Source organism: Streptococcus himalayensis (assembly GCF_001708305.1).
Taxonomy (GTDB): domain Bacteria; phylum Bacillota; class Bacilli; order Lactobacillales; family Streptococcaceae; genus Streptococcus; species Streptococcus himalayensis.
This window is the reverse complement of record NZ_CP016953.1, coordinates 547,898-572,500: the sequence shown is the minus strand read 5'-3', so window position 1 is coordinate 572,500 and position 24,603 is coordinate 547,898. Positions and strand designations below refer to the sequence as shown.

Here is a 24,603-nt window from a genome sequence, read left to right as displayed (position 1 = left end):
GAAACCTTTTCAAATATTGGAAATGGTAAAAGAGGATACGATGCACTTGGTATCAACTTATCAAGAAAATAGAGATTTAAAGCAATCTTTGTATGAAGTGGATACCAATCAAGCTAAACTGCATCATTTAGAAGAAGAAAATGACCAACTGCGTGCATTATTGGATATGAAATCGTCTTTAAAAGGTGGTGTTTCGCTTTCTGCGGATGTTATTTTTCGACATCCTTCTTCTTGGTTGGAGGAATTATCAATCAATGCTGGATCGAAAAATGGTTTGGAAAAAGGAATGTTGGTGGTAGCAAAGGGTGGCCTGATAGGAAATTTGGTTGATGTTCAGCCTCATTCTAGTTTGGTTCATTTATTGACGAATGAGAAGAATTCTGAGAATATTTCTGTTCAAATCAAGACGGACAAGGGGATGGTCTATGGAATTTTGCAGGGTTATAATGCAGAAAAACAAGCTTTTGTTGTAGGTCAATTGAATTCTTATGAGGGTTTGAAAGAAGGAGATAAGGTGGCGACCAGCGGTTTGAGCGAAAAAAGTGTATCGGATATTTCGGTTGGAACTGTTGTAGCAATCATTGAGTTGCCTGATTATCTAACGAAAGAAATTTTAGTGAAACCAAGTGCGGATTTATCTGATTTGCGAGTAGTGACAGTTGTAGGGAAATAGTATGAAAATAGTAAGGTATTTATGCAAGCCGTTTTTAATCTTATTGCTACTTATGTTAATGGATACTCATATTTCTAATCTTGTACAATCTTTTTTCCCTATGATTTATCCTGTCGCCCATGTATTGTTGATTAGCCTTCTATTTTTATCGATTAACTTGCCAGATTTATTGACGATTGGTTTGTTATTTCTCATTGGGATTTTGTACGATGCTTATTATTTCCATTTGATTGGGATGGTTACTTTTATTTTGCCGAGCATGGGGATTTTTATCAATCATTTTAGTGATATTTTGATGCGTAATCGTTGGACTCGGTGTTTATCGGTTTTGCTGTTGATTGTTTTTTTTGACAGTTTTACATTTGCAATGGCGAGTTTTCTTGGTATTTCAATGGGCGTGCTGAGCCATTTTATAGTGTATATGCTAGCTCCGACGCTTGTGTTTAATTTGGGATTGATGCTGATTTTACAACCGCTTATGGAGAAAATATATTTATGATATGAAGGATACTGAAATGTAACAAGGGCGTAATATATCTTCGCTCTTTTTTTGGTATAATTAGGATTGTCTTATAAGAAAGGGTTTATAATTTTATGAAGAAAAAATTTGTTACTTCGATTTTATTAAGTACAATCATATTATCGCAAGGTGCTAGTTTAACGACTGTAATTGCTGATTCTACGGATGATAAGATTGCAGCTCAAAATAACAAAATCAATAGTATAGCAGCACAACAACAATCTGCTCAAGCTCAGGTTGATCAAATTCAAGGTCAAGTTTCAAGTATTCAGGCACAGCAAGAGAAATTGCAAGCTGAGAATGAAAAATTACAGGCTGAGTCAGAAAAATTGTCAGCAGAAATTGAAACTCTCTCTAAAAATATCGTTGCTCGTAATGAATCGCTTGCCAATCAAGCACGTAGTGCTCAAACAAGCGGAACAGCAACGAACTATATCAATACGATTATCAATTCAAAATCGATTACCGAAGCTGTTTCCCGTGTATCTGCTATGAGTGAAATTGTTTCAGCTAATAATAAAATGTTGGAACAGCAAAAGCAAGACAAAGAAGCAATTGCTGAAAAACAAGTGGAAAACAATGAAGCGATTAACACTGTTATTGCCAACCAACAAACATTGGCAGATGATGCAAAGGCATTAGAAACAAAAGAAGCTGAATTGAAAGTTGCTCAATTAAATTTAGCTGCTGAAAAAGCGACAGCAGAAGGTGAAAAGAGTGCTCTTCTTGAACAAAAAGCAGCAGCAGAAAAAGCAGCAGCAGAAGCAGCAGCGAGAGAGGCAGCTTACAAGGCTGAACAAGAGAGAAAAGCACAAGAAATGGCAGCCTCTGCTAATACAAATTTAGCAGCTCAAGTACAAGCGGCTCAACAAACTCCAGCAGCTCCTTCTGTAGCACAAGAAGCAGCACCGGCTCCTGTAGTATCTCAACCAGCCGTACAGGAAGCAGCACCGGCTCCAGCAGTGTCTCGTCCAACGTACAATTCATCTGCTGTGACTTATCCAGTCGGCCAATGTACATGGGGAGCTAAAACTCTTGCTCCTTGGGCAGGAGATTACTGGGGAAATGGCGGTCAGTGGGCAGCTAGTGCAGCAGCAGCAGGTTTCCGAACAGGTTCTGTACCACAAGTAGGAGCGATTGCTTCTTGGAATGATGGTGGCTATGGACATGTAGCCGTGGTAACAGCTGTTGAATCTACGAATCGTATTCAAGTTTCTGAATCGAACTACAATGGTAATATGAGTATTGGTAATTATCGTGGTTGGTTTGATCCAACGATTGCTCAAGGTGTTGTGACTTACATCTATCCGAATTAAGAATGAAAAGAGAGGGGTTCCTCTCTTTTTTGTGTATTCTCAAAAAACTCTTGACAAAATATAGTGGGGGGGGGGTAAAATAAAAAAGAAAATAATAATAATTAATAAACAGTCATATCTGAATTGTTTTTGCATTAGAATCAAGTGATAAAACAGGATTTGATGGGTTTAAAAGTCTAAGGAGAATAAGTATGAAATATACAAAATTTAGCATTCGAACCTTGGCGGTAGGGGTTGTTTCGATTGGATTGGGTACAGCGACAGTGGGTCAGAATCTTTCTCATCATGTGCCTGTCGTTGCGTACGCGGATGAAGAGACGGATAACAGCAGTGTCAGTACAGAGGAACAGGAACATCAAGCATCTATTCAAGAAGTAGAAGCGAAACGTGATGAAGTCGTAGCAGCGATTTTGAAGTTGAAGAATAATGATTTGAGTGAAGATCAGATTAAGAAAATTCTCTCTTCTGAAATTTATCAGCTGGATAGTCTTGACACGTATATCAGTCAAGAAAAAGATGAATTGGTGCGAAAACTTTCTACTGTACAATTCAAATATGAGTTAATTGATAAAGTCTTGACCGAGTGGAATGCGTTTTATGCGAGTAAAGGAATTGAGCATAAATTAGGATTTTCAGATTTAGGAAGATTATCAGTATTTAACAGCTCTCCAAAATCAGATATTCGATACGGTTATCCTACCGTTAATAATATAATAGAGCCCTCTGTAGGATATGAATTCCGTAGTTTAATCAATTCTTATGCTAGTCGTGATGAAAACGAAATGATTCGAGATCAGCAGTTAGCCTTTCATGATTTACGTAATTTGGAGAAAAGTTATGACGATTTAAAAGAAGCAAGAGAAAAATATAATGAGGTAGTGACCTATTTTAATGCACAGCCAGAAGAAACTCGTAAGGAACAGTTTATTGATTTTGCTGATGGAATGTTGCGTTTTGCTTGGGGAAGTATTCAATACACTTCTGTAGATCGAGAAGATGTGTTGAGAAAATTAACTTTACTAGAAAACCGCATTAAAGGCAAAATAGCAGACGAAAAAGCGATTGCTCAGGCGGTAAAAGAAGTCAATGGTAAGAAATCGACCATAGCCGCAGCCGTTCAGAAATTAGAAAATATCAACATTTCAGGAGAAATTTCTGATTTATTTGTAAATGAAAATGGTTATACTTCTTATGATGACTTTACGATTGCTGGGTTATCTCAAGCATTTCAAACTTTTGAAGAGTTAGAGGCTACCAAGCAGAAAAAGATTCAACAATGGGAGCATTTGTTGAAGCAAATGACGGTCATCAACGATATTTTAATCCAAGCGAATCAATTTGAAGAGAAACAAGGCGGGGAAAAACATAGTTATACAATTTCTCTTATAACTGGACCTGCTGGATCTAAACCTATAACAAAGTCACCATCTGTATCTGCATCACGACCAAGTAGTGAGGAGTTTTTTGCAAGCAAGGAAAAAGTGAGATCTGTGGATTTACCTTATAAATTCTATAATGCTTTAGATGAAATTAGGTATACAGGAGATAGTAAGGTGATAGAGGAAAAGAGGGATGCTGCCCTATCTCTACTATCGCTTGCTGAGAAGAAGTATGATGCGATGACAAAAGCTGTCTCTGCTTATAATCAATTAATTGATAAAATCAATGCTTTACCGAAGGACAAACGCCACCAAACATGGGTGGATTTGATTGATCAAAAAGAACCCTATCTGTCTGTGTTAGACGCATTACGGTTTGGAGATGAGGAGACAGAGGAAGGCATAGAGAGTCGTAAAGAGAATTTGTTAGCTATTTTTAAAAAATTCGACCAAGAAACATTTGCATCTACTGCTCCATCAACAGAATCTAGCACGTCATCCTCTGAAAATGCTACAAAACCGTCTTCAGACAGCACTGTATCGTCAAGTAGTGATGCTTCAGATAAGGAACCAACACTGACAAGTTCCAGTTCTGCTACTGCTGAGAGCATTTCAAGTGCGACAGAAAGTACTTCTTCATCAAGTGAGGAAGCTGCGTCATCGCTTGGAGATATGAATTCATCCTCTGAAAATGCTACAAATCCGTCTTCAGACAGCACTGTATCGTCAAGTAGTGATGCTTCAGATAAGGAACCAACAACGACAAGTTCCAGTTCTGCTACTGCTGAGAGTATTCCAAGTGTGACAGAAAGTACTTCTTCATCAAGCGAGGAAACTGCGTCATCGCATAGAATTGTAAGGGAAGAAAAGACGAAAATCAGTGACGCATCGGGATCTATTTCAAAAAACAGGAATCAAAAGCAATTGCCCAAGACAGGTACCATGCCTACGATTATTTCAATCTTAGGAGCTTTACCAGTGTTTGTCGCAGCTTATCTGTCAAGAAAGAAAGTTAATTAGTCATAGAAAAAACCATGAATTTCAGGTGAAATCATGGTTTTTCTGGTGGATAAATATAGCTGACTTTTCCTTGGCAGATAGTGGGGTCGAACCAACCACGGTAGTTGGAAATGTTCATGTGATGGTCGAAATTTGATTCGAGTACTTGAATGTTGGTTGGGGATTGGACATCTGTGACGACAGCAACATGGCCGTAGTCTCCGCCTTCCCAGCAAATGATAGCTCCGATTTTTGGTTGATTTCCAATCTTAAATCCGAATGCTTGAGCAGTCTGACTCCAATCTTTGGCATTTCCCCAGTTATTTCCAGCCCAAGGAGCGAGTTCTTTGGCACCCCAGGTGCATTGACCTACGGGATAGGTATTATCGACTGAAGAGGAAAGAAGGATTGGACTTTCTTTCTTGCTTGGTTTATCCATTGTAAAAGAAAGTTCGGCTATTTTAAAGGGATTTCCCCCAATAGTCCGATAAAGTTCGCTATGGACAGATTCATTTGCTACAAATGCTTGTGTCGAAAGAAGAGCATGATATAGACCATTGTCTTTTTGAGTAACGGTGCTCCAGACTGGTGCGACGGTTTCCGAATAGCTGACGAGCTGTAATTCCCCCACTCCTTTGGTATCGCTAATGAGGAATTCGTATGTATCAGCGGATAAAGGAGTTGTTTTGAGAGTGGCTGTGAGATGCTCCGTTTCTAACTGGACATCTCGAAGGTAATAGGTTTCTTGACTATGATCCAGATAGGTAATCGTGATTTGGTTGTGGTAATGGCCTGAAAAGAGTTGATGATGTCTGCTATCCACTAGCGTGCTCCATTTTCCTGGGCTAGTGAGGGTGAGAGGATAGGTGTGTGCATTGGTTTCGTCCTTACTCCAGACTATTGCTTGTGCAGATTGGACGATTTTGGATTGCTCTGTTTCGGTAAGGGAGAGCTGGTAGGTCGCTGAGATGGGATCAATCTGCTCGATTTTCAAATTTGGCTGAAGTTTTTCTGCCTGTGGCAGCTGTTCTGGTTGGACAGAAAACTGAGTGTAGGCCAGGGCAGTGAGAGGAGAGTTCACTGTTTCCTGATTATAAAGATACACTGTATAGTCTCCTGTCTGGTAGTGGTAGTCTTTCAGAGAAAGGTGAGCAATATAGCTTCCGTCGGCTTGTTTTTCAGCTTTATACCAGTGGTATTTATGGTTTTCGGCCTGCTCCAAAGCTATTTGTAAGGAAACTTGGTGGACATGTGTAGAAATTCCTTGAATGGAAATCGTCAGATATCCATCTGAGCAATGGCTATCTATGGTTGGCAGCAATGGATTTTGAATTGTCGAAGAGAGAGTTTTTGGAAATAATGTTTGGTTTGGAGTAATATAAGGAAGGGATGGATGACTGTTGAACATGTCTTTTTGCATGGTCATCGCCTGCACTTGGCTTGCTTGACTTGTAGAAATCAGGGTGAGACAGATAGCTAGGAAAAGAAGAGATTGTTTCATAGAACTCCTTTACATAAACTTGGTATTAGTTTATTCGTAAAAGATGTGAAAGAATTTTGCTAAGAATTGGGATTTCACAAGACAATAAACGAATGATTGTGTTATAATTTAATCAAATAATTCGTAAAGAGGTTTTAAGAATGAACTTATTGGTTGTCGGTTCGGGTGGTCGTGAGCATGCGATTGCAAAGAAATTAGTAGCGTCAAAAGTTGTTGATAGGGTGTTTGTTGCACCGGGAAATGATGGAATGATTGCAGACGGCATTGAGTTGCTCGATATTGCTATTTCCGAACATTCGAAATTGATTGCATTTGCCCAAAAAGAAGCTATTAGCTGGACTTTTGTAGGACCAGATGATGCTTTGGCAGCAGGTATTGTGGATGCCTTTGAGGCAGCTGGTTTAGTCGCTTTTGGACCGAGAAAAAATGCAGCAGAATTAGAGTGGTCCAAGGATTTTGCCAAATCCATTATGAAAAAATATAGGGTACCAACAGCTCGCTATGAGACCTTTTCTGATTTTGAAGCAGCCAAGGCTTATATCGAAGCGCAAGGGGCGCCGATTGTGGTCAAGGCAGACGGCCTAGCCCTTGGTAAAGGTGTGGTCGTTGCTGAAACGGTTGAAGAAGCAGTCGCAGCGGCGCAGGATATGCTGCTGGATCATAAATTTGGGCATAGTGGTGCGCGTGTGGTTATTGAAGAATATTTAAGCGGCGAAGAATTTTCTCTTTTTGCTTTTGTCAATGGAGAGGATTTCTATCTGATGCCGACAGCACAGGATCACAAACGGGCTTTTGATGGCGATAAAGGACCAAATACAGGGGGTATGGGTGCTTACGCTCCAGTTTCTCATCTGCCAGCTAGTGTGGTTGAGCAGTCTGTGGTTGAGATTATTCGACCTGTTTTAAAAGGGATGGTAGCTGAAGGACGTCCCTATCTCGGTGTGCTTTATGCCGGCTTGATTGTGACCGATGAAGGTCCGAAGGTTATTGAGTTTAATGCTCGCTTTGGGGATCCTGAAACGCAGGTCATTCTACCACGGTTGACATCTGATTTTGCAGAAAATATCACAGACTTATTAGCAGGAAGAGTGCCTAATTTTACGTGGCTTGAAGAGGGGGTAACTCTTGGTGTGGTGGTGGCAAGTGCGGGGTATCCTCTTGCCTATGAAAAAGGGGTACGCTTACCAGAAAAGACTAGCGGAGACATTAAAACCTATTATGCAGGTGCTTCCTTCAATACGAACCAAGAACTTGTTTCAAATGGGGGTCGAGTCTATATGCTCGTCACAACGCAAGGCACCGTGTCACAAGCTCAAAAGACTATTTATCAGCAGTTGGAAGAGCAAGACACGACAGGACTGTTTTATCGGACAGACATTGGCAATAAGGCAAATCAGTAGGAGAAAAATATGGAACACATACAGGTATCCCTTATCATGGGATCTATTTCAGATTGGGAAACCATGAAAAAAGCAGCGCAGGTATTGGATGAATTTGGAGTTTCTTATGAAAAAAAGGTGGTCTCTGCCCATCGAACACCTGACTTGATGTTTGATCATGCCGAAAAAGCTCGTGAACGAGGCATCAAGGTGATTATTGCAGGTGCAGGTGGTGCGGCCCATTTACCAGGAATGGTAGCAGCAAAGACGACCTTGCCAGTCATTGGTGTGCCAATTAAATCACGGGTACTGAGTGGAATTGACTCGCTTTACTCCATTGTGCAGATGCCAGGTGGCGTGCCTGTTATGACTATGGCAATTGGAGATAGCGGAGCGACCAATGCAGCCTTGTCTGCGGTGCGGATTTTGGCGCTTGAAAATTCAAATTTGCATGAAAAACTAATCGCATTTACTGAAAAGCAAGGAAGAATTGCAGAGGAGTCAAGCCATGACCTTATCTAAGACAATTGGGATTATCGGTGGCGGACAGTTGGGTCAAATGATGGCAATTGCTGCTATTTACCGTGGTCATAAGGTGATTACGCTCGATCCAGTAGCGGATTGCCCAGCCTCTCGAGTGAGTGAGGTCATCGTGGCGGATTATGCAGATGTAGAGGCCCTACGTACCTTGGTAGAGCGCTGTGACGTCTTGACCTATGAATTTGAAAATGTAGATGCTGCCAGTCTTGATGCAGTAGCAGACAAGGTGCTCTTACCTCAAGGAACGGACTTGCTACGAATTTCCCAAAATCGGATTGCAGAAAAAAACTTTTTGAAGCAGGCAGGTGTAGGGCTAGCCCCTTATCGAGTGATTACTTCCAGTAGCGATTTGTCAGATTATGACTTTGCGACCAAGCGAGTGTTGAAAACAGCGACAGGTGGCTATGACGGTCATGGCCAAGTCGTCATTCATGATGAGGCAAGTTTAGCACAGGCAAAAGTCTTGGCAGACCAAACCGACTGCGTTTTGGAAGATTTTGTTCCCTTTGACATGGAAATTTCCGTCTTGGTTTCAGGAAATGGACGAGAGCTGACCGTTTTTCCAGTTCAAGAAAATAGTCATCGCAACAATATTCTCGCTAAAACCATTGTCCCAGCCCGTATTTCTAAAAATTTAGCAGAAAAAGCTGTCCAAATGGCAAGAAAAATTGCCACAGACTTGCAACTTTTTGGTACACTATGTATAGAGATGTTTGTGGCAGGCTCAACTATTTTGGTCAATGAAATCGCACCACGCCCTCATAATTCGGGGCATTACAGCATTGAGGCCTGTAATTTTTCCCAGTTTGATACGCATATCTTGGGCATTCTAGGCGAAGCTTTGCCTAAAATCCAGCTCCACGCACCAGCAATCATGCTCAATGTCTTGGGTCAGGATATGGAGGTGGTGCAAAGGTTCATGGCTAAGCATCCGCAAGCTCACCTACATCTCTACGGCAAAGCAGAAGCCAAGCACAATCGGAAGATGGGGCATATTACCCTGTTGACGGAGCAGGTGGATGAGGTTGTTTTATAAAACAGTAGGAGGTTCTTATGCATCAAATCATCGTTCATGCTTTTGTAGACCAAGTGGCAGTTGTCGAAGTTCTTTTTGCTAGTCAAGATAAGGAAAAAGTAAGAGCTAAGTTCCAAGAGTTACAGGCGAAATTACCAAACGATTATCTAGCTATTTATGATTTACCACTTGATATGGATCTCGATACCTTATCACACTATCCGTCGGCGGAGATTAGCAAGGAAGATTTTGAGTAAGGGAGAAAACTATGGAATTATGATTACTTTGTGCTACAATCATACTAGGTATGAAAAAATAAAAGGGAAACGCTCAAATAATGTTATAATGCTATATTTGCTTTGAAATAATTTGAAAAATATGTAAAAATCCTGATATTAATTTTATTTTTTAGGAGATAATTATGACACATAGTACAGTGACAGACACACCATCGGTAAAAGATTTATTTGAGATTAAAAAATATATTGATGGACTAACTGATTTTATTAGGAACTGTAAGACTCCAATGACTCTCGCCATTCAAGGGGATTGGGGTGTTGGAAAAACTAGTATTATGCAACAGATTAAAGAAAAATTAGATAATAAGGTTGAAACGGTGTTTTTAAATACTTGGCAGTATTCACAATTTAATTTTGAGGAGAACTTAAGTATTTCTTTGTTAGTAGAATTAGTGACAGAACTTTCTTCTAAATTAGGAGAAGGTAAGGAATATGAAAAAACAAAAAGTGATATTTTTAATATCATTGGAAATATTGCTATTGCAGGTATTTCTACAGCTATTAGCAATGCAACTTTAGGGTTTGTAGATATTAGCGGTATTGAAGAAAAATTTAGATTTGGTGATACCAGTAAAAAAGATATCTTATTACAGCCTTCTATTCAAGCGTTGCGTGAACTAAATAATGGTTTTAAAGAATTGGTTAACAAAGTTCTAGAGAAACAAAGAAAGGAGCGTATTGTTTTTTTTATTGATGATTTAGATCGTCTGAACCCTTTACGAGCAGTAGAGTTGTTGGAGGTTATGAAACTCTTTTTAGAAAGTGATAAATGTGTATTTGTCCTTGCGATTGATTATAATGTAGTTGCTAAAGGTGTACGATTAAAATACAAGGATGAAATTGAAGAGGATAAGATAGATTCCTTTTTTGAGAAAATAATTCAAGTTCCATTTATTGTTCCGACCCATGTTTACAATATGGAAAATTATATCAAAGAATTATTTAAAGACTTACATAGTCATGATATATCGCAGAAAATTGAACAGATAAAGAATTTAATATTAAATTCAATCGGGAGTAATCCTCGAAATATAAAGCGTCTATTTAATTCGTTTAGTTTATTACTTAGTATTAATGATTTAAGTAAAGCTAGTAAGATTGAGAATTCAGAAGATATGGTTAAGTTACTAGCTACTTTATGTTTACAAATGAAATACAAGGAAGTTTATGATTATTTAGCTACTTCGGAAAATTTTAATATACCTGAGTTAATTGACACTGGCGATCTTGAAATACCAGATGACTTTAGTCCATTTAAAGATGCATTATTTGATATTTTTAAAAATAATTGGGGAAAGTTAGGTGAAAAAATAAAAATCTCTGGAGTAGTATCAAGCGGAAAGAAAACTGTTGAACAGAATACTGAGAACGAAGAATTTTGGAAAGGATTTACATATTACAATAAAAATACAGAGAATAAATTTAATTATAGACATAGTGGTAATCAAGTTACTTCTAGGTATTATCGTGTATTTAGTAATGAAGACAATGATTTTCAGTGCGAATTTTTAGTTAATAAAAATTCAATAGGTTTAGTATACGGTAATGTTAAGGATCAAAAAATAAATGATATACTTAAAAAAAAAGTAAATATATTCACAGAAGCATTTAAATCTGAAAACGTTGCTATCCGTGAGTGGAAAGATAAATCTAAAAATAATTATAATCATATACCCGGAATCAATATTAAATCTGAGGATTATGGATTGAATTCATATGGAAACTATAATGCGGCCTATGAATGGTATGTTCAGACATTGAATAAAGTATCAGAATTACTTCAGGAACAACTTAAAGACGAGGAGAAAAAATGCTAGAACGTTATACTCGCCCTGAAATGGGGGCGATTTGGACAGAGGAAAATAAATACAAGGCTTGGCTTGAGGTGGAAATCTTGGCTGATGAGGCCTGGGCTGAGTTGGGAGAGATTCCCAAGGAAGATGTGGAAAAAATCCGTGAGAATGCAGGATTTGACATTGATCGTATTTTGGAAATTGAGCAGGAAACCCGCCACGATGTGGTAGCTTTTACTCGTGCGGTATCTGAAACCTTGGGTGATGAGCGCAAGTGGGTGCACTACGGCTTGACATCAACAGACGTGGTGGATACGGCTTACGGTTACCTCTACAAGCAGGCCAATGACATTATTCGTGAGGATTTGCGTCGCTTTACGGACATTGTAGCTGATAAGGCGCGTGAACACAAGTATACCATTATGATGGGGCGTACTCACGGGGTGCATGCAGAGCCAACGACCTTTGGGCTCAAACTTGCTACTTGGTACAGCGAGATGAAGCGCAATATCGAGCGTTTTGAGCGTGCTGCTGAGGGTGTGGAAGCAGGAAAAATCTCTGGTGCGGTAGGAAATTTTGCCAATATCCCTCCATTTGTTGAGGAATATGTTTGTGAAAAATTAGGTATTCGTCCGCAGGAAATTTCGACGCAGGTTCTTCCTCGCGACCTTCATGCAGAATACTTTGCAGCCCTTGCGACTATTGCAACATCTATCGAACGTATGGCAACGGAAATCCGTGGATTGCAAAAATCTGAACAACGTGAGGTAGAAGAATTCTTCGCCAAGGGTCAAAAAGGAAGCTCAGCTATGCCCCATAAACGCAATCCAATCGGATCTGAAAATATGACAGGACTTGCGCGTGTGATTCGTGGTCACATGGTGACAGCTTTTGAAAAGGTAGCACTTTGGCATGAACGTGACATTTCCCATTCATCGGCAGAGCGGATTATCACGCCAGATACGACTATTTTGATTGACTATATGCTCAACCGTTTTGGAAATATTGTCAAAAACTTGACGGTATTTCCAGAAAATATGAAGCGTAACATGGAGTCTACCTTCGGCTTGATTTACAGTCAACGTGCCATGTTAGCCTTGATTGAAAAAGGGATGACACGTGAAGAGGCCTATGATTTGGTACAGCCTAAAACCGCCTACGCTTGGGACAATCAAACAGCCTTCAAACCCCTGCTTGAAGCAGATGAAAAAGTGACAGAACGCCTTAGCCAAGCAGAAATTGATGAACTCTTTGACCCGTCCTACTATGCCAAACGAGTGGATGATATCTTTGAACGTGTGGGCTTATAAGGGAAATCAGGCTAGAAAAGATTCTGTTCTCTCCCTTTTTTGACAGGGACATTCTGACGTGCAACGGTTAGGAATACCGTTGCATGTTTTCTTATGGATATTAGTCATTGAATGTTGCTAAAGAGCATTAAATGAAGTGACAGAAGAAAGGTATTATGATATATTGTATCTGAGGAGTATTCTTTGTGATAGAAGAGGGGATAGTGAGGTCGTTTTATGAGAAAACCTATAAAACTTATTTATATGACATTGTTTTTAGCTGTTGTGGTTATCGGTGCCGCTACTTTGATGTATACACAGTTGCAGGCTGAAAAAAGAAGTTTGCAAAATGAAGCAAAGCAACACCAGGTGACGAAGCAATCGAAAGAGTCAGACATCATTGCGACTTATCTTGATAAGATGACCTTGGAGGAAAAGGTGGGCTCCTTGTTTTTTGGGCGTTTGCCAGACGAGGAGACAGCTGTCAAAGATCTTGAAAAGTATCATGTGGGAGGTTTTATCCTATTTGGTCGTGATTTTGAAGGTCGGGAGCTGGAGGATGTCAAGGCATTGACCAATCGATTACAAAAGCACACACCGATTCCTTTGATTATTGGTTCGGATGAAGAGGGAGGTCTTGTGACGAGAGTCAGTGCCATCTTACCAGAGCCATTTTTATCGCCGATGGAACTGTATCATTCTGGAAAAGGATTGGAAGCCATTAAAGAGGATACCATTTCAAAAGCCAAGCTTTTGAAATCCATTGGAATTCAGACAGGATTGTCTCCGGTGGCGGATTATGCGACGAATTCTACCTCTTTTATCTATGATCGGACGATTGGCGAGGATATTGACACGACAGCCTCGTATGTAAAGACCGTTGTCGAGGTTATGAAACGTCAAAAATTTGGCTCAACCTTAAAGCATTTTCCGGGATATGGTGATAATGGAGATTCCCATACGGACTTAATCTATGATTCTAGAACTGTGAAAGAGTTGGAAAAAGAGGCATTTTTACCCTTTAAAGCAGGGATAGAAGCTGGGGCGGATAGTGTCTTGGTTTCTCATAATATTTTGACAGAGATTGACCCTGTTCCTGCTTCTATCTCGCCGAAAATCAATCAGCTGTTACGAAAAGATTTACACTTTGATGGTGTGATTATGACAGATGATTTGGACATGGCTGGTTTGGCAGATTTCATATCGCAGGAAGAAGCAGCCTATCGTGTCATAGAGGCTGGCAATGATTTTATTTTAGGGTCTCATTACGATACTCAAATCCCTTATCTTTTGGATAAAATAGAAGCTGGAAAATTGAGCGAAGAAAGGATCAATCAGTCTGTACGCCGTATTTTAAAATGGAAATATCGCTTAGGCCTGTTATCAGAATAAAAAAGTGATTTGAGATAGAGAGAAATGCTCTGTCCCAAATCACTTTTTATAGTTTTATTTTTGCTTGTTGGTGCAGGGGTGAGTGGGCTGTTTACACTCAATGAAAATCAAAGTTAGCGATTTTGCGACTTTCTTAGATGTTTCCAACATCTTTTATCACTGTCCTTTTCATTTGCTGAAAAGGCATCATGCTTGACTTACTTAGTCCACTTCATTTCATAGCAAAAAACGAATTTTTATATATGGTTTGATTATTTTTGAAATCAAATGAGTATTAGCTTGCTTGGCTTTGAATGTTAGGGCAGGAAAGTGCCTCTGTTCTTAATTTGGGATTTCCACTTGTCTTGTTTGCAAGTTTTTCTTCTAGGCTGGGATTGCTGAAGTAGCTTTGGATAAATAGTCGAGGAATGCTCTAGCAGTCTTGGTTGTCATCTAGTAATAGGAGTGGTTCTGACTTTGCATTATCTGATAATTATTTTATACTCGTTAAAAATCAAAATCTGACGTGGGTAGCTCACCTGGCTGAACTCTAGGTTTCGTTGCCTAGTCAGATTTTGATTTTTATAAAGGATTGCAGGTCTTGAGATCAAAAATCGAACGAATTCTTTTTCAAAAGGGATAAAGTCTTGATTTCTCTTGTATTTTTGATTGAAAATTTAGCAAAAAAGCGTTAGAATAGTAGACGGAGAAAATAGGGGGATTAGCCTCCCTCAGGACTGAATAGATATTGGAGGAAGTCATGTCGTTTTCTGATTTAAAGCTCTTTGCCTTGTCGTCAAACCGCGACCTAGCGGAACGGGTTGCTAAAAAGATTGGAATGGAGCTTGGGAAGTCAAATGTTCGTCAATTTTCTGATGGGGAAATTCAGGTCAATATCGAGGAATCGATTCGTGGGAAACATGTCTATATCCTACAATCCACTAGTTCACCCGTCAATGATAATTTGATGGAGATTCTAATCATGGTGGATGCCCTCAAACGGGCTAGTGCAGAGTCTATCAGTGTTGTGATGCCTTATTATGGCTACGCTCGTCAGGATCGCAAGGCTCGTGCACGTGAACCAATCACTTCAAAATTAGTCGCAAATATGCTCCAAGTTGCAGGGGTTAATCGCTTGCTGACGGTGGATTTGCATGCGGCACAAATCCAAGGATTCTTTGATATTCCAGTTGACCATTTGATGGGAGCGCCTTTGATTGCGGATTATTTTGAGCGTCGTGGTATGAAGGGGAGCGATTACGTTGTGGTCAGTCCCGATCATGGGGGTGTGACGCGTGCTCGTAAATTAGCAGAATTTTTGAAAACGCCGATTGCCATCATTGATAAACGTCGCAGTGTCGATAAGATGAATACTAGTGAAGTGATGAATATCATCGGAAAAGTGGACGGCAAGACCTGCATCTTGATTGATGACATGATTGACACAGCGGGAACCATTTGTCACGCGGCGGATGCCTTAGCAGAAGCGGGTGCGGTAGAGGTTTATGCGTCTTGTACCCATCCTGTCTTGTCCGGTCCTGCCATGGAAAATATCGAGAAATCAGCTATTAAAAACTTGGTTGTCTTAGATACGATTGCCATTCCTGAAGAGCGATTGATTGATAAGATTGTTCAAATTTCAACGGCGGAACTCTTGTCAGAATCCATTATCCGTATTCATGAAAAACGGCCGTTATCCCCTTTGTTTGAGATTTAAGGGAAGTTATGGCACGTTCAGAAGAAGTGATTTTAACCAATATGTGCTTGGTGGAGGATAGAAAGACTGGGCAGGTCCTAGTCCAATACCGCTCTCCAGAACGGTATGCTTGGTCAGGCTATGCTTTTCCAGGCGGACATATCGAAAAAGGGGAGTCGCTCCATGGAGCTGTGGTTCGTGAAGTCTTTGAGGAGACGGGCTTAACGATTGTAAATCCACAGTTAGTGGGAGTGAAGCATTGGCAGACGGATGTGGGCATTCGCTATCTGGTCTTTTGTTACAAGGCAACAGAATTTTCAGGAGACTTGGTGTCATCAAGCGAAGGAGAGGTTTCGTGGGTGGAGAAATCAAAACTTCCTGAAATGGAATTAGCTTATGACCTGCTTCTCAGTCTTGAGATGATGGAAGATGAAACCTTATCGGAGTTTTATTACTCAAAAAAAGTAGATGGCGAATGGCAAAAGCATTTTTACTAAAAAAGACGAGGTGGGGTTATTCCTGCCTCGTTTTATCGTGTGAAGTCGCTTGTGAGAAGTTTTAGTAAATAGGGAATTTAGCATTTATAAGGATGCGTATTTTTAAATATTTAACCGATACCAATTACAATGATACTTTCGAGTATGATAAAAAGCAAAGCTAAAAATGATTGTTTTTTCATGTATCTATCCTCATTTCTATTTTTTAATATATTATATGGTATAATAGTGTTGGTAAAAATTGATTCCCATTTGTGCAACAAAAAGGAGCAACATGAAAAATTTTGGAGAAATTTTTAAAAAATTTAGAGTGTCAAGAGGACTACGTTTAAAAGATATTACAAATGCTGGCATATCAAAATCTCAACTATCTCGGTTTGAGAATGGAGATACTGATTTGACAATTACTAAGTTTATGCTTATTTTAGATGAAATTAATATGCCTATTGATGAATTCATGTATGCTGTGCATGAATTCCACAGAGATGAATTAAATGATCTTTTAGAACAAATTAGCAAGTATATTTCAACGAGAGATATTCAAGGTATGAAAAAGCTTTTAATCTCCCAAATGGAAAAGAGAGATAGAAAGGATAAATTCTATGCTTTAAATACGATTTTAGTTAAAATTAGGCTACAAGACCTATCTGGGGAGTGCCAGTATACAAAACAGGATTTAAACTATTTGACGGATTACCTTTTTAGTGTAGAGTATTGGGGATGCTATGAATTATTATTATTTATGAACACTTTAGATGTACTTAACCATAAAGCTTTTATGGTTTTATCTAGAGAAATGAGCAGGAGAACTGATTTTTTTAAAGAAATTCCTACGCATAGAAGGCTAATGTCAACAATGTTTTTAAATGCCTATATCACTTGTATTGAGCGCAATAAGCTAATAGATGCCCTATATTTTGAAAAGCAACTACATTATTGTTTTTTTAAGGAAACAGAAATGTATGAACGTTTGGTTTTTCTTTATGCTCAGAATCTATACAACTATAAGAAAAATCAAGATAATAGGGCTATTATTGAAATGAAAAAGTGTATAGGAGCAATGAAATTGTCTGGAAGTAATCATATTGCAGAAAAGTATGAACAACATCTGAAAAAAATTTGGAAGATAAAATCTAATGTGCAGATATGGGAAAATTCTCCTTTTCTCTTATTTAGTGATATACTTCAGTTATCAAATAAAGGAGGATAAGCAAATGGATAATTTGGAAATTATTGATTTGCAAGAATTACTAGACCAACAGTCAGTTGTTATTTTTAATACTTGTGGTCCTAGTCACTCTTGTGGTGGTGGTCGTTAAGCACCATCTTGTATTAGTTGAGAGGAGGACAATTTCCTCCTTTTTTGAGATAGGAGTACTATTTATGTTAAAAGCTTTTTCAACAGATGAGAATATCTATTATTTTAATTCAGAAAATTTTACGTTATCAACTTCGGAAATTGCTTCGGAGATGGATATAGTTCGGGAACATGATGAGGGTATCTTAAAAAAAGTTGTCATAAATATATCTAATAATTGTAATCTTTCATGTGTTTATTGTTATGCAGATGGTGGTAATTATGGAATGACAAATCAACTTATGGATGTAACTACAGCAAATAAAATTATTGAAGAATTATGTAATGATGGAATTCAAGTCATTAATAGATTGATACTTTTTGGTGGCGAACCGTTTTTAAATATTGATTTATTTGTATATATAATAAAAGAACTTTCTAAAAATATCGAAATTAAGAAAATTGAAACTGTAACAAATGGTACTGTATTGAACCAAAAAGTTAAATCGATGATTGATTGTTATCATCCTTTTTTAACAGTTAGTCTTGATGGTCCAGAGTTAATTCATGATAAATTAAGAGGTAAAGGAAGTCATAGACGAACGATGAAGTTTATTGACTACTTGAAAAAAATAGATTATGAGAATTTTGAGTTGGCTTCAACATATACAAGGATGCACCAAAAATTAGGGTTTCAAAAAGAGGATATCTATAACTATTTCATCAATATGGAAGTTAGATTTAATATCAATCATGTATTTAGTAAAAATAAGGTTCTAGTTGTTAAAGAAATGGAGATGACGGAAGAGGTTCAAAAAACATTTATTGATCAGTCACTTGATGATATTATCAACAATAAAGTAAAAAACTACATTAGCCCAATTGTTTATGATGTTTTGCTTTCAATGATTTTTAAAAGTAAGACCAAATCATTCTGTGATGATATTGATCCAGAAACTACCGTAACATTTGATGTAGATGGAACAAGAAAATCCTGTTTTAGATTTTGGGGTACGCACAACAGTGACAAAGTTGCTCAATTCAATAATAAAGACACCTTTGCTCAATGCAAAGATTGTTGGTGTAAAGATATGTGTATGGAATGTGTTGCCAATATGATAGACGGTTATTCACAAATAATTTCAGAAGAAGGAAAATTTCTTGAATGCCAAAAACAAGATATGATGGAATACTGCATTTATAAAATTATTGAGTTGAGTAAGGACAAGAATCGATTATCAAAATTAGTGAATCACTTTGAAAGGTTTCTTAGATATGCTTAGTAAATGGATTTCGAAAAAATACTTAATCTTGTATGTTAGTTTTATTGCGATCACTTGGTTAGAGGCTATTATCAATCCAAGTTTGATTTCCTTGATTGTAGCTAGCTTTGAGAAAGCCTCTCTTGATGATTTATGGAGGGCTTTAGCCATAGGGATTGTCGGAAACTTTGTCATTTTGACCGGTCTTGCTGGAAAACGATATTACTACGCACGAATAGTAGCAGATTTCACCTTGAATATGAAAGGTAAACTGTTTGGCCATTTTCTTTATGATAAAAATATTCGTAAATCAGATATACTGTCTGAACTTGAAAATGATGTCAAACAGCTGGAAAATGATTATCTTGAACCTAGCCTGATTATTCTATCTTCGATAGGTTTTACGACAGTTTCTGTTATTTATGCCTTGCTGACTAATTTTTGGCTAGGTCTTATTTTTATCTTTTTCTATTCTATTCCAGCTCTTTGTAGTGGGATTGGCAGTCAGAAATTAAATCAGCTTTCTAAGGACAAAGCTAACTCGAACCAAGATTACCTAGCTCAAGTGACCAATATTATTGGCGGAGAACGAGTGATTAAAAATTATAGCGCTAGTGATTTTTTCTTTGCGCGGTTTAAGGATGCTTTATCAAAAAGAGTGAGTCAAGATATTCACTATGAAAAACAAAGAACTGTTAACAATATGCTGATCAACAGCATTGATGCCTTTTGCTCTGTTGTTCCGATTATAATCGGGGGTATCATGACCTACCAGGGTTCTCTATCTGGTTCTAGCTTTGTGGCTATTTATCTGGTTGCTTATAATATAGGTTACCAGTTCAATGAATTATCCTACTACCTCAACACTTATAAATCAACGCAGCAACTTAGGGATAAATATGAGTTCTTACTTGAAGGAGATGCTACAGCTAGCATCCTCAAAACTTCTCAACCTTTATTTCCTATCATTGTGAATAATGTCAATCTGACAGTTGGGGACAAGAAGCTTTTTCACCAATTATCTTTTACGGTTGAAAGAGGTGAAAAAATTGCCATAATCGGTCCCAGTGGTTGCGGAAAAACAACGGTTTTAAATATGATTTATGGGGATATTTTACCAGATTCAGGAGAGGTTACGTTTTCTCATCAGCAGGTGGAAAAAGATCATCTTTCTCAATCAATAGCGTATATTTTGCAAGAATCCTATGGTTTTGATGGTTTCAGTCTTGAAGAAAATATTGCCCTTGGTCAACCGATCGAGGAATCAAAGATGAACGAAGTGTTGAGTGCGGTCAATCTCTTGGCTTTAAAAAATCAGCTCATACATGCCAATCAACTGTCAGGTGGCGAAAAGCAACGATTAGAAATTGCTCGTAGTTTATATCATGATAGCCAGCTGATTTTAGCCGATGAGGTAAAATCAAATCTTGACAAGGAAAACGCTAGTCAGATTTCAGAAATTTTACTATCTATTCCCAGCACTTTGATAGAGGTCATTCACCATTACGATGATGAAACATTGGCTAGATATGATAAAGTCATTGATTTATCTTTATGGGATAGCAGTGATTTGTAAAAAATCAACTATTCTTCAATATATGTGAAATGTATTTGTAGAAAAGCAAAGACGAGGTGGGGTTATTTCTGCCTCGTTTTATCGTGTGAAGTGCTATGAAAAATCCTCTTCCTCTTTTGCTCTCCCACGGTTTTTAGTGTATAATAAGTCTATTAGATTTTTGGAGGTGGCTATGGAGTTGAGCAAACGATTTAATAAACAATTGGACAAGATTGAGATTTCTTTGATTCGTCAGTTTGACCAGTCCATTTCAGATATTCCGGGGATTTTGCGTTTGACCTTGGGAGAGCCTGATTTTCCAACGCCAGAACATGTCAAAGAAGCTGCAAAACGTGCAATTGATGAGAATAAGAGCTATTACACAGGAATGAGTGGTCTGTTGGAATTGCGGCAAGCAGCGAGTCGTTTTGTCAAGGATAAATATGGTCTGTCCTATCATCCAGAGAATGAAATTCTCGTGACGATTGGGGCAACGGAGGCCTTGTCAGCGACTCTGAGTGCTATTTTAGAGGAGGGGGATGTGGTGCTTCTTCCTGCGCCAGCTTACCCTGGCTATGAGCCTATTGTGACCTTGATGGGAGCTGAGATTGTTGAGATCGATACGACAGCCAATCATTTCATTCTCACTCCAGACATGCTGGAGCAAGCCATTTTGGAACAAGGAGACAAGCTCAAGGCGGTGATTTTGAATTACCCTGCCAATCCGACAGGCGTGACTTACTCCAGAGAGCAGATGGCTGCTTTTGCAGAGGTTTTGAAAAAATATGATATTTTTGTGATCTGCGATGAAGTGTATTCGGAATTGACCTATACAGAAGAGGGGCATACCTCCTTGGCAGAATTTTTAAGGGAACAGACGATTGTGATCAATGGTTTGTCAAAATCTCACGCCATGACGGGCTGGCGTTTAGGCTTTATTTTTGCTCCGCAAATTTTCACTGCTCAAATCATCAAGAGCCACCAATACTTGGTGACAGCTGCGAATACCATGGCCCAGTATGCAGGAATTGAAGCCTTGACTGTTGGGCATAATGACGCAGAGCCGATGAAAGTAGAGTACATCAAGCGGCGAGATTATATCATTGAGAAGATGACCGCCCTTGGTTTTACCATTATCAAGCCAGATGGTGCCTTTTACATTTTTGCTAAGATTCCCCAAGGTTATACTCAAGATTCCTTTGCTTTTTTGCAGGATTTTGCGCGTGAGAAAGCTGTTGCCTTTATCCCAGGAGCTGCTTTTGGGGAGTATGGTGAAGGTTATGTCCGCCTGTCTTACGCTGCAAGCATGGACACCATTCAAGAAGCTTTGGAACGTTTGAAAGACTATATGAATCTATGATAGAGTCCATCAGTAGTAAGGGAATTGTCCTTTACAATCGTAATTTTCGGGAGCATGATAAGCTGGTCAAAATTTTCACGGAAAAAAGTGGGAAGCGGATGTTTTTTGTGAAACATGCGACAAATTCCAAGCTGAGTCCAGTAATTCAGCCCTTGGTTTTGGCGGATTTTTTGTTGAAAATCAATGATGATGGGCTGAGTTATATCGAAGATTATCATGATGTGAGCAGTTTTCAGGCGATTAACAGTGATTTATTTACCATGAGCTATGCCACCTATGTAGCAGCCTTGGCAGATGCTAGTCTGGAGGACAATCGTTATGACCCTGCCCTCTTTGCTTTTTTGCAAAAGACTTTGGAGCTGATGGAGCAGGGATTGGATTATGAGGTTTTGACCAATATTTTTGAAATTCAGATTTTAAGCCGTTTTGGCGTATCCTTGAATTTTCACGAGTGCTGTTTTTGCCATCGGGTAGGCTTGCCATTTGATTTTTCCTTTCGTTTTGGCGGGGTGCTTTGCCCCGAGCATTATCAGGAAGATTCATATCGTGCCTGCCTTCATCCCAATGTGGTCTTTCTCTTGGACCAATTTCAAGCGGTGGAATTTCAAGAATTGGAAAAAATTTCCCTCAATCCTGAACTCAAAAAAGCCCTCCGGATGGTCATTGATCAGATTTATGAAGAGTACGTTGGCATTCACTTGAAAGCCAAGAAATTTATTGATTCTCTGGGAGACTGGGGAAGTATTTTAAAGGAGCCAGAATGAAAAAAATAGCAGTAGATGCCATGGGCGGTGATTACGCTCCCCAATCCATCGTTGAAGGGGTCAATCAAGCCATCCAAGCATTTTCAGATATCGAAATCATTCTCTACGGAGATGAAGCGAAAATCAAGAAGTATTTAATCGAACATGAGCGTGTGAGTATTGTGCATACCGATGAAAAAATCAATTCGGATGATGAGCCGACTAGAGCCATTCGACGCAAGAAAAATGCTAGTATGGTGCTAGCTGCTCGTGCGGTTAAGCAAAAAGAGGCAGATGCCCTCCTATCTGCTGGAAATACAGGGGCACTTCTAGCGGCTGGATTTTTCATCGTTGGGCGTATGAAGAGTATTGACCGTCCGGCCTTGTTATCGACCCTGCCGACCGTAGATGGTAAGGGATTTGATATGATGGATTTGGGGGCAAATGCAGAAAATACACCGCAGCACTTGCACCAATATGCTGTTATGGGGTCCTTTTATGCTGAGCAAGTTCGGGGAATCAAGCGTCCTCGTGTGGGACTTTTAAATAACGGGACAGAGAGCAGTAAGGGCGACCCGCTTCGCAAGGAGACCTATGAGTTGCTGGCTAGCGATGAGGCTATTCATTTTATTGGCAATGTTGAGGCACGTGATTTGATGACAGGAGTTGCTGATGTGGTGGTGACGGATGGCTTTACGGGCAATGCTGTGCTAAAGACGATGGAAGGTACAGCTATGGGCATCATGGGGCAGTTGAAATCCAGTATTCTTGCAGGAGGCTGGAGAGCTAAATTAGGAGCTATGTTGCTCAAGGGCAGTCTTCGAGAGCTCAAGCAGTCCTTGGATTACTCAGATGTGGGTGGAGCAGTCTTATTTGGTGTAGCAGCGCCTGTCGTGAAGACGCACGGTTCTAGTGACGCTAAGGCGGTGTATAGCACCCTTCGCCAAATCCGCACCATGCTAGAAACAACTGTCGTGGAAAAGGCAGTAGCAGAATTTTCAGGAGAATCAGATGACAGATAAGCAAATCTATCAAAAACTGGTGGCTATCATTGAAGAGCGAAAAGGGCAGGAATTGGACATTCATCCAGCCTTGAGCCTCAAAGATGATTTACAGGTGGATTCGGTTGATTTAATGGAATTTATCTTGACCATCGAAGATACGTTTGGCCTTGAAATCTCAGATGAGGAGATTGATGACCTGCAAAATATCCAAGATATACTTGATTTGATTGAGCGAAAAACTCGCTAAAACCGAAGAAATTATCTTTATTTTTTGAAATCAGACAAAGGAGATCAGCAAAAGCTGGTCTTTTTTTGGTTTTTAACTTTAAATAATACGGATTTTACTTGAAAGACTTGATTTTTTATGTTAGACTTAAGCCATAAAATTTCGAAAGGCGAATAAAATGACTGGTAAAGAATTATTATATTCGGGAAAAGCTAAGGATCTGTATGCAACAGAAAATGATGAGGTGATTGTTGCAGTGTATAAGGACCAGGCGACGGCTTTAAATGGGTTAAAAAAGGAACAAGTGCTTGGTAAGGGGCAATTGAACAATCAGATTTCGTCTTTGATTTTTGAAAAATTAAATCGAGCAGGAATTGCCACTCACTTTTTAGAAAAACTATCAGATACGGAGCAACTGAATAAAAAAGTGGCGATTATCCCGCTAGAAGTAGTATTGCGAAATTATACAGCGGGCTCATTTTCAAAGCGCTTTGGTGTGGCAGAAGGGCTCAAGTTGGTGGAGCCAATTGTAGAATTTTATTACAAGAAAGATGAGCTAGATGACCCTTTTATCAATGATGAACATGTAGCTTTTCTGGATATTGCTTCAACCGAAGAACTTACTTATATCAAGGCAGAAACGAGGAAAATCAATCAATTATTGATAGAGTGGTTTGCAGCTATTGGCTTGACCTTGATTGATTTCAAGCTGGAATTTGGGAAGGATCAAGACGGAAAGATTATTTTAGCAGATGAATTTTCTCCAGATAATTGTAGGCTCTGGGATGCCGAAGGACACCATATGGATAAGGATGTTTTTCGCCGTGGGTTAGGAAATATGACGGATGTGTATCAAATTGTATGGGAAAAATTACAGGAGTTGGACTAA

The 24,603-nt window shown here is 39.0% G+C and carries 23 protein-coding genes (1 of these 23 running past the window's edge); 22 read left to right on the top strand and 1 reads right to left on the bottom strand.

Annotation, left to right across the window (positions count from 1 at the left end; all coding sequences use genetic code 11):
• The 4 genes from mreC to BFM96_RS02755 form a co-directional block, all read left to right on the top strand.
• Window positions 1-673: the 3' portion of a rod shape-determining protein MreC gene (mreC, locus tag BFM96_RS02770; protein ID WP_068990042.1), read on the top strand. 134 nt of this gene lie to the left of the window's left edge; the window shows 673 of its 807 coding nt (coding positions 135-807); its start codon lies off the left edge, out of view; the stop codon is at window positions 671-673.
• A gap of 1 nt (window position 674) precedes the next feature.
• Window positions 675-1,172: a rod shape-determining protein MreD gene (gene mreD, locus BFM96_RS02765; RefSeq protein ID WP_068990041.1), complete on the top strand. Its 498-nt coding sequence runs from the start codon at window positions 675-677 to the stop codon at window positions 1,170-1,172.
• Between the two features lie 95 nt (window positions 1,173-1,267).
• On the top strand, window positions 1,268-2,509 hold the full coding sequence (gene pcsB, locus BFM96_RS02760) for a peptidoglycan hydrolase PcsB (RefSeq protein ID WP_068990038.1): 1,242 nt from the start codon (window positions 1,268-1,270) through the stop codon (window positions 2,507-2,509).
• Window positions 2,510-2,700: 191 nt separating this feature from the next.
• On the top strand, window positions 2,701-4,908 hold the full coding sequence (locus BFM96_RS02755) for a hypothetical protein (RefSeq protein WP_068990035.1): 2,208 nt from the start codon (window positions 2,701-2,703) through the stop codon (window positions 4,906-4,908).
• Between the two features lie 31 nt (window positions 4,909-4,939).
• Here BFM96_RS02755 and BFM96_RS02750 read toward each other — a convergent pair whose 3' ends face one another.
• Window positions 4,940-6,388 carry a CHAP domain-containing protein gene (locus BFM96_RS02750; RefSeq protein WP_068990032.1) on the bottom strand — a complete coding sequence of 483 codons (1,449 nt, stop codon included), beginning with the start codon at window positions 6,386-6,388 and terminating at the stop codon, window positions 4,940-4,942.
• A 140-nt stretch (window positions 6,389-6,528) separates the two neighbouring features.
• Between BFM96_RS02750 and purD the strand changes: the two genes are divergently transcribed.
• The 18 genes from purD to purC all read left to right on the top strand — a co-directional run bounded on the left by purD (window position 6,529) and on the right by purC (window position 24,603).
• A complete protein-coding gene (purD, locus tag BFM96_RS02745; RefSeq protein ID WP_068990029.1) occupies window positions 6,529-7,788 on the top strand; it encodes a phosphoribosylamine--glycine ligase in 1,260 nt (419 codons plus the stop codon).
• 9 nt (window positions 7,789-7,797) lie between these two features.
• Window positions 7,798-8,289 (top strand): 5-(carboxyamino)imidazole ribonucleotide mutase, encoded by a 492-nt coding sequence (gene purE, locus BFM96_RS02740; protein ID WP_068990025.1) that lies wholly within the window; start codon window positions 7,798-7,800, stop codon window positions 8,287-8,289.
• A complete protein-coding gene (gene purK, locus BFM96_RS02735; protein WP_068990024.1) occupies window positions 8,276-9,343 on the top strand; it encodes a 5-(carboxyamino)imidazole ribonucleotide synthase in 1,068 nt (355 codons plus the stop codon). Before purE ends, purK begins: the two co-directional genes overlap by 14 nt.
• Before the next feature lie 17 nt (window positions 9,344-9,360).
• Window positions 9,361-9,579, top strand: coding sequence for a phosphoribosylaminoimidazole carboxylase (locus BFM96_RS02730; protein ID WP_068990015.1), 219 nt, complete (start codon window positions 9,361-9,363; stop codon window positions 9,577-9,579).
• Window positions 9,580-9,743: 164 nt separating this feature from the next.
• Complete coding sequence (locus tag BFM96_RS02725) at window positions 9,744-11,438, top strand: KAP family P-loop NTPase fold protein (protein WP_068990012.1); 1,695 nt, start codon at window positions 9,744-9,746, stop codon at window positions 11,436-11,438.
• Complete coding sequence (purB, locus tag BFM96_RS02720) at window positions 11,432-12,724, top strand: adenylosuccinate lyase (RefSeq protein WP_068990003.1); 1,293 nt, start codon at window positions 11,432-11,434, stop codon at window positions 12,722-12,724. The genes BFM96_RS02725 and purB overlap by 7 nt, the downstream gene beginning before the upstream one ends.
• Window positions 12,725-12,967: 243 nt before the next feature.
• Window positions 12,968-14,095: a glycoside hydrolase family 3 protein gene (locus tag BFM96_RS02715; RefSeq protein ID WP_223245867.1), complete on the top strand. Its 1,128-nt coding sequence runs from the start codon at window positions 12,968-12,970 to the stop codon at window positions 14,093-14,095.
• A gap of 739 nt (window positions 14,096-14,834) precedes the next feature.
• Entirely contained in the window at window positions 14,835-15,791 is a 957-nt protein-coding gene (locus BFM96_RS02710; RefSeq protein ID WP_068989998.1) for a ribose-phosphate diphosphokinase, read from the top strand.
• A gap of 8 nt (window positions 15,792-15,799) precedes the next feature.
• Window positions 15,800-16,267: an 8-oxo-dGTP diphosphatase gene (locus BFM96_RS02705; protein WP_068989995.1), complete on the top strand. Its 468-nt coding sequence runs from the start codon at window positions 15,800-15,802 to the stop codon at window positions 16,265-16,267.
• A gap of 274 nt (window positions 16,268-16,541) precedes the next feature.
• Window positions 16,542-17,477 carry an Rgg/GadR/MutR family transcriptional regulator gene (locus tag BFM96_RS02700; protein ID WP_083201732.1) on the top strand — a complete coding sequence of 312 codons (936 nt, stop codon included), beginning with the start codon at window positions 16,542-16,544 and terminating at the stop codon, window positions 17,475-17,477.
• 4 nt (window positions 17,478-17,481) lie between these two features.
• Window positions 17,482-17,586 (top strand): streptosactin, encoded by a 105-nt coding sequence (gene gggA, locus BFM96_RS11570; RefSeq protein WP_444544637.1) that lies wholly within the window; start codon window positions 17,482-17,484, stop codon window positions 17,584-17,586.
• Between the two features lie 64 nt (window positions 17,587-17,650).
• Window positions 17,651-18,847 carry a streptosactin maturase GggB gene (gggB, locus tag BFM96_RS02695; protein WP_083201731.1) on the top strand — a complete coding sequence of 399 codons (1,197 nt, stop codon included), beginning with the start codon at window positions 17,651-17,653 and terminating at the stop codon, window positions 18,845-18,847.
• Entirely contained in the window at window positions 18,840-20,402 is a 1,563-nt protein-coding gene (gene gggC, locus BFM96_RS02690) for a streptosactin export ABC transporter GggC (protein ID WP_068989989.1), read from the top strand. Before gggB ends, gggC begins: the two co-directional genes overlap by 8 nt.
• Before the next feature lie 172 nt (window positions 20,403-20,574).
• Window positions 20,575-21,741, top strand: a complete 1,167-nt coding sequence (locus tag BFM96_RS02685) for a pyridoxal phosphate-dependent aminotransferase (RefSeq protein ID WP_068989987.1) — start codon at window positions 20,575-20,577, stop codon at window positions 21,739-21,741.
• On the top strand, window positions 21,738-22,505 hold the full coding sequence (gene recO, locus BFM96_RS02680) for a DNA repair protein RecO (RefSeq protein WP_068989986.1): 768 nt from the start codon (window positions 21,738-21,740) through the stop codon (window positions 22,503-22,505). Before BFM96_RS02685 ends, recO begins: the two co-directional genes overlap by 4 nt.
• Window positions 22,502-23,506 carry a phosphate acyltransferase PlsX gene (gene plsX, locus BFM96_RS02675; protein WP_068989985.1) on the top strand — a complete coding sequence of 335 codons (1,005 nt, stop codon included), beginning with the start codon at window positions 22,502-22,504 and terminating at the stop codon, window positions 23,504-23,506. The genes recO and plsX overlap by 4 nt, the downstream gene beginning before the upstream one ends.
• Entirely contained in the window at window positions 23,496-23,735 is a 240-nt protein-coding gene (locus BFM96_RS02670; protein ID WP_068989982.1) for a phosphopantetheine-binding protein, read from the top strand. The genes plsX and BFM96_RS02670 overlap by 11 nt, the downstream gene beginning before the upstream one ends.
• A 157-nt stretch (window positions 23,736-23,892) precedes the next feature.
• Complete coding sequence (gene purC / locus BFM96_RS02665) at window positions 23,893-24,603, top strand: phosphoribosylaminoimidazolesuccinocarboxamide synthase (RefSeq protein ID WP_068989980.1); 711 nt, start codon at window positions 23,893-23,895, stop codon at window positions 24,601-24,603.

Coding starts and splice junctions, on each gene's coding strand:
- mreD (WP_068990041.1), top strand. CDS start 675: ATGAAAATAGTAAGGTATTTATGCAAGCCGTTTTTAATCTTATTGCTA.
- pcsB (WP_068990038.1), top strand. CDS start 1,268: ATGAAGAAAAAATTTGTTACTTCGATTTTATTAAGTACAATCATATTA.
- BFM96_RS02755 (WP_068990035.1), top strand. CDS start 2,701: ATGAAATATACAAAATTTAGCATTCGAACCTTGGCGGTAGGGGTTGTT.
- BFM96_RS02750 (WP_068990032.1), bottom strand. CDS start 6,388: ATGAAACAATCTCTTCTTTTCCTAGCTATCTGTCTCACCCTGATTTCT.
- purD (WP_068990029.1), top strand. CDS start 6,529: ATGAACTTATTGGTTGTCGGTTCGGGTGGTCGTGAGCATGCGATTGCA.
- purE (WP_068990025.1), top strand. CDS start 7,798: ATGGAACACATACAGGTATCCCTTATCATGGGATCTATTTCAGATTGG.
- purK (WP_068990024.1), top strand. CDS start 8,276: ATGACCTTATCTAAGACAATTGGGATTATCGGTGGCGGACAGTTGGGT.
- BFM96_RS02730 (WP_068990015.1), top strand. CDS start 9,361: ATGCATCAAATCATCGTTCATGCTTTTGTAGACCAAGTGGCAGTTGTC.
- BFM96_RS02725 (WP_068990012.1), top strand. CDS start 9,744: ATGACACATAGTACAGTGACAGACACACCATCGGTAAAAGATTTATTT.
- purB (WP_068990003.1), top strand. CDS start 11,432: ATGCTAGAACGTTATACTCGCCCTGAAATGGGGGCGATTTGGACAGAG.
- BFM96_RS02715 (WP_223245867.1), top strand. CDS start 12,968: ATGACATTGTTTTTAGCTGTTGTGGTTATCGGTGCCGCTACTTTGATG.
- BFM96_RS02710 (WP_068989998.1), top strand. CDS start 14,835: ATGTCGTTTTCTGATTTAAAGCTCTTTGCCTTGTCGTCAAACCGCGAC.
- BFM96_RS02705 (WP_068989995.1), top strand. CDS start 15,800: ATGGCACGTTCAGAAGAAGTGATTTTAACCAATATGTGCTTGGTGGAG.
- BFM96_RS02700 (WP_083201732.1), top strand. CDS start 16,542: ATGAAAAATTTTGGAGAAATTTTTAAAAAATTTAGAGTGTCAAGAGGA.
- gggA (WP_444544637.1), top strand. CDS start 17,482: ATGGATAATTTGGAAATTATTGATTTGCAAGAATTACTAGACCAACAG.
- gggB (WP_083201731.1), top strand. CDS start 17,651: ATGTTAAAAGCTTTTTCAACAGATGAGAATATCTATTATTTTAATTCA.
- gggC (WP_068989989.1), top strand. CDS start 18,840: ATGCTTAGTAAATGGATTTCGAAAAAATACTTAATCTTGTATGTTAGT.
- BFM96_RS02685 (WP_068989987.1), top strand. CDS start 20,575: ATGGAGTTGAGCAAACGATTTAATAAACAATTGGACAAGATTGAGATT.
- recO (WP_068989986.1), top strand. CDS start 21,738: ATGATAGAGTCCATCAGTAGTAAGGGAATTGTCCTTTACAATCGTAAT.
- plsX (WP_068989985.1), top strand. CDS start 22,502: ATGAAAAAAATAGCAGTAGATGCCATGGGCGGTGATTACGCTCCCCAA.
- BFM96_RS02670 (WP_068989982.1), top strand. CDS start 23,496: ATGACAGATAAGCAAATCTATCAAAAACTGGTGGCTATCATTGAAGAG.
- purC (WP_068989980.1), top strand. CDS start 23,893: ATGACTGGTAAAGAATTATTATATTCGGGAAAAGCTAAGGATCTGTAT.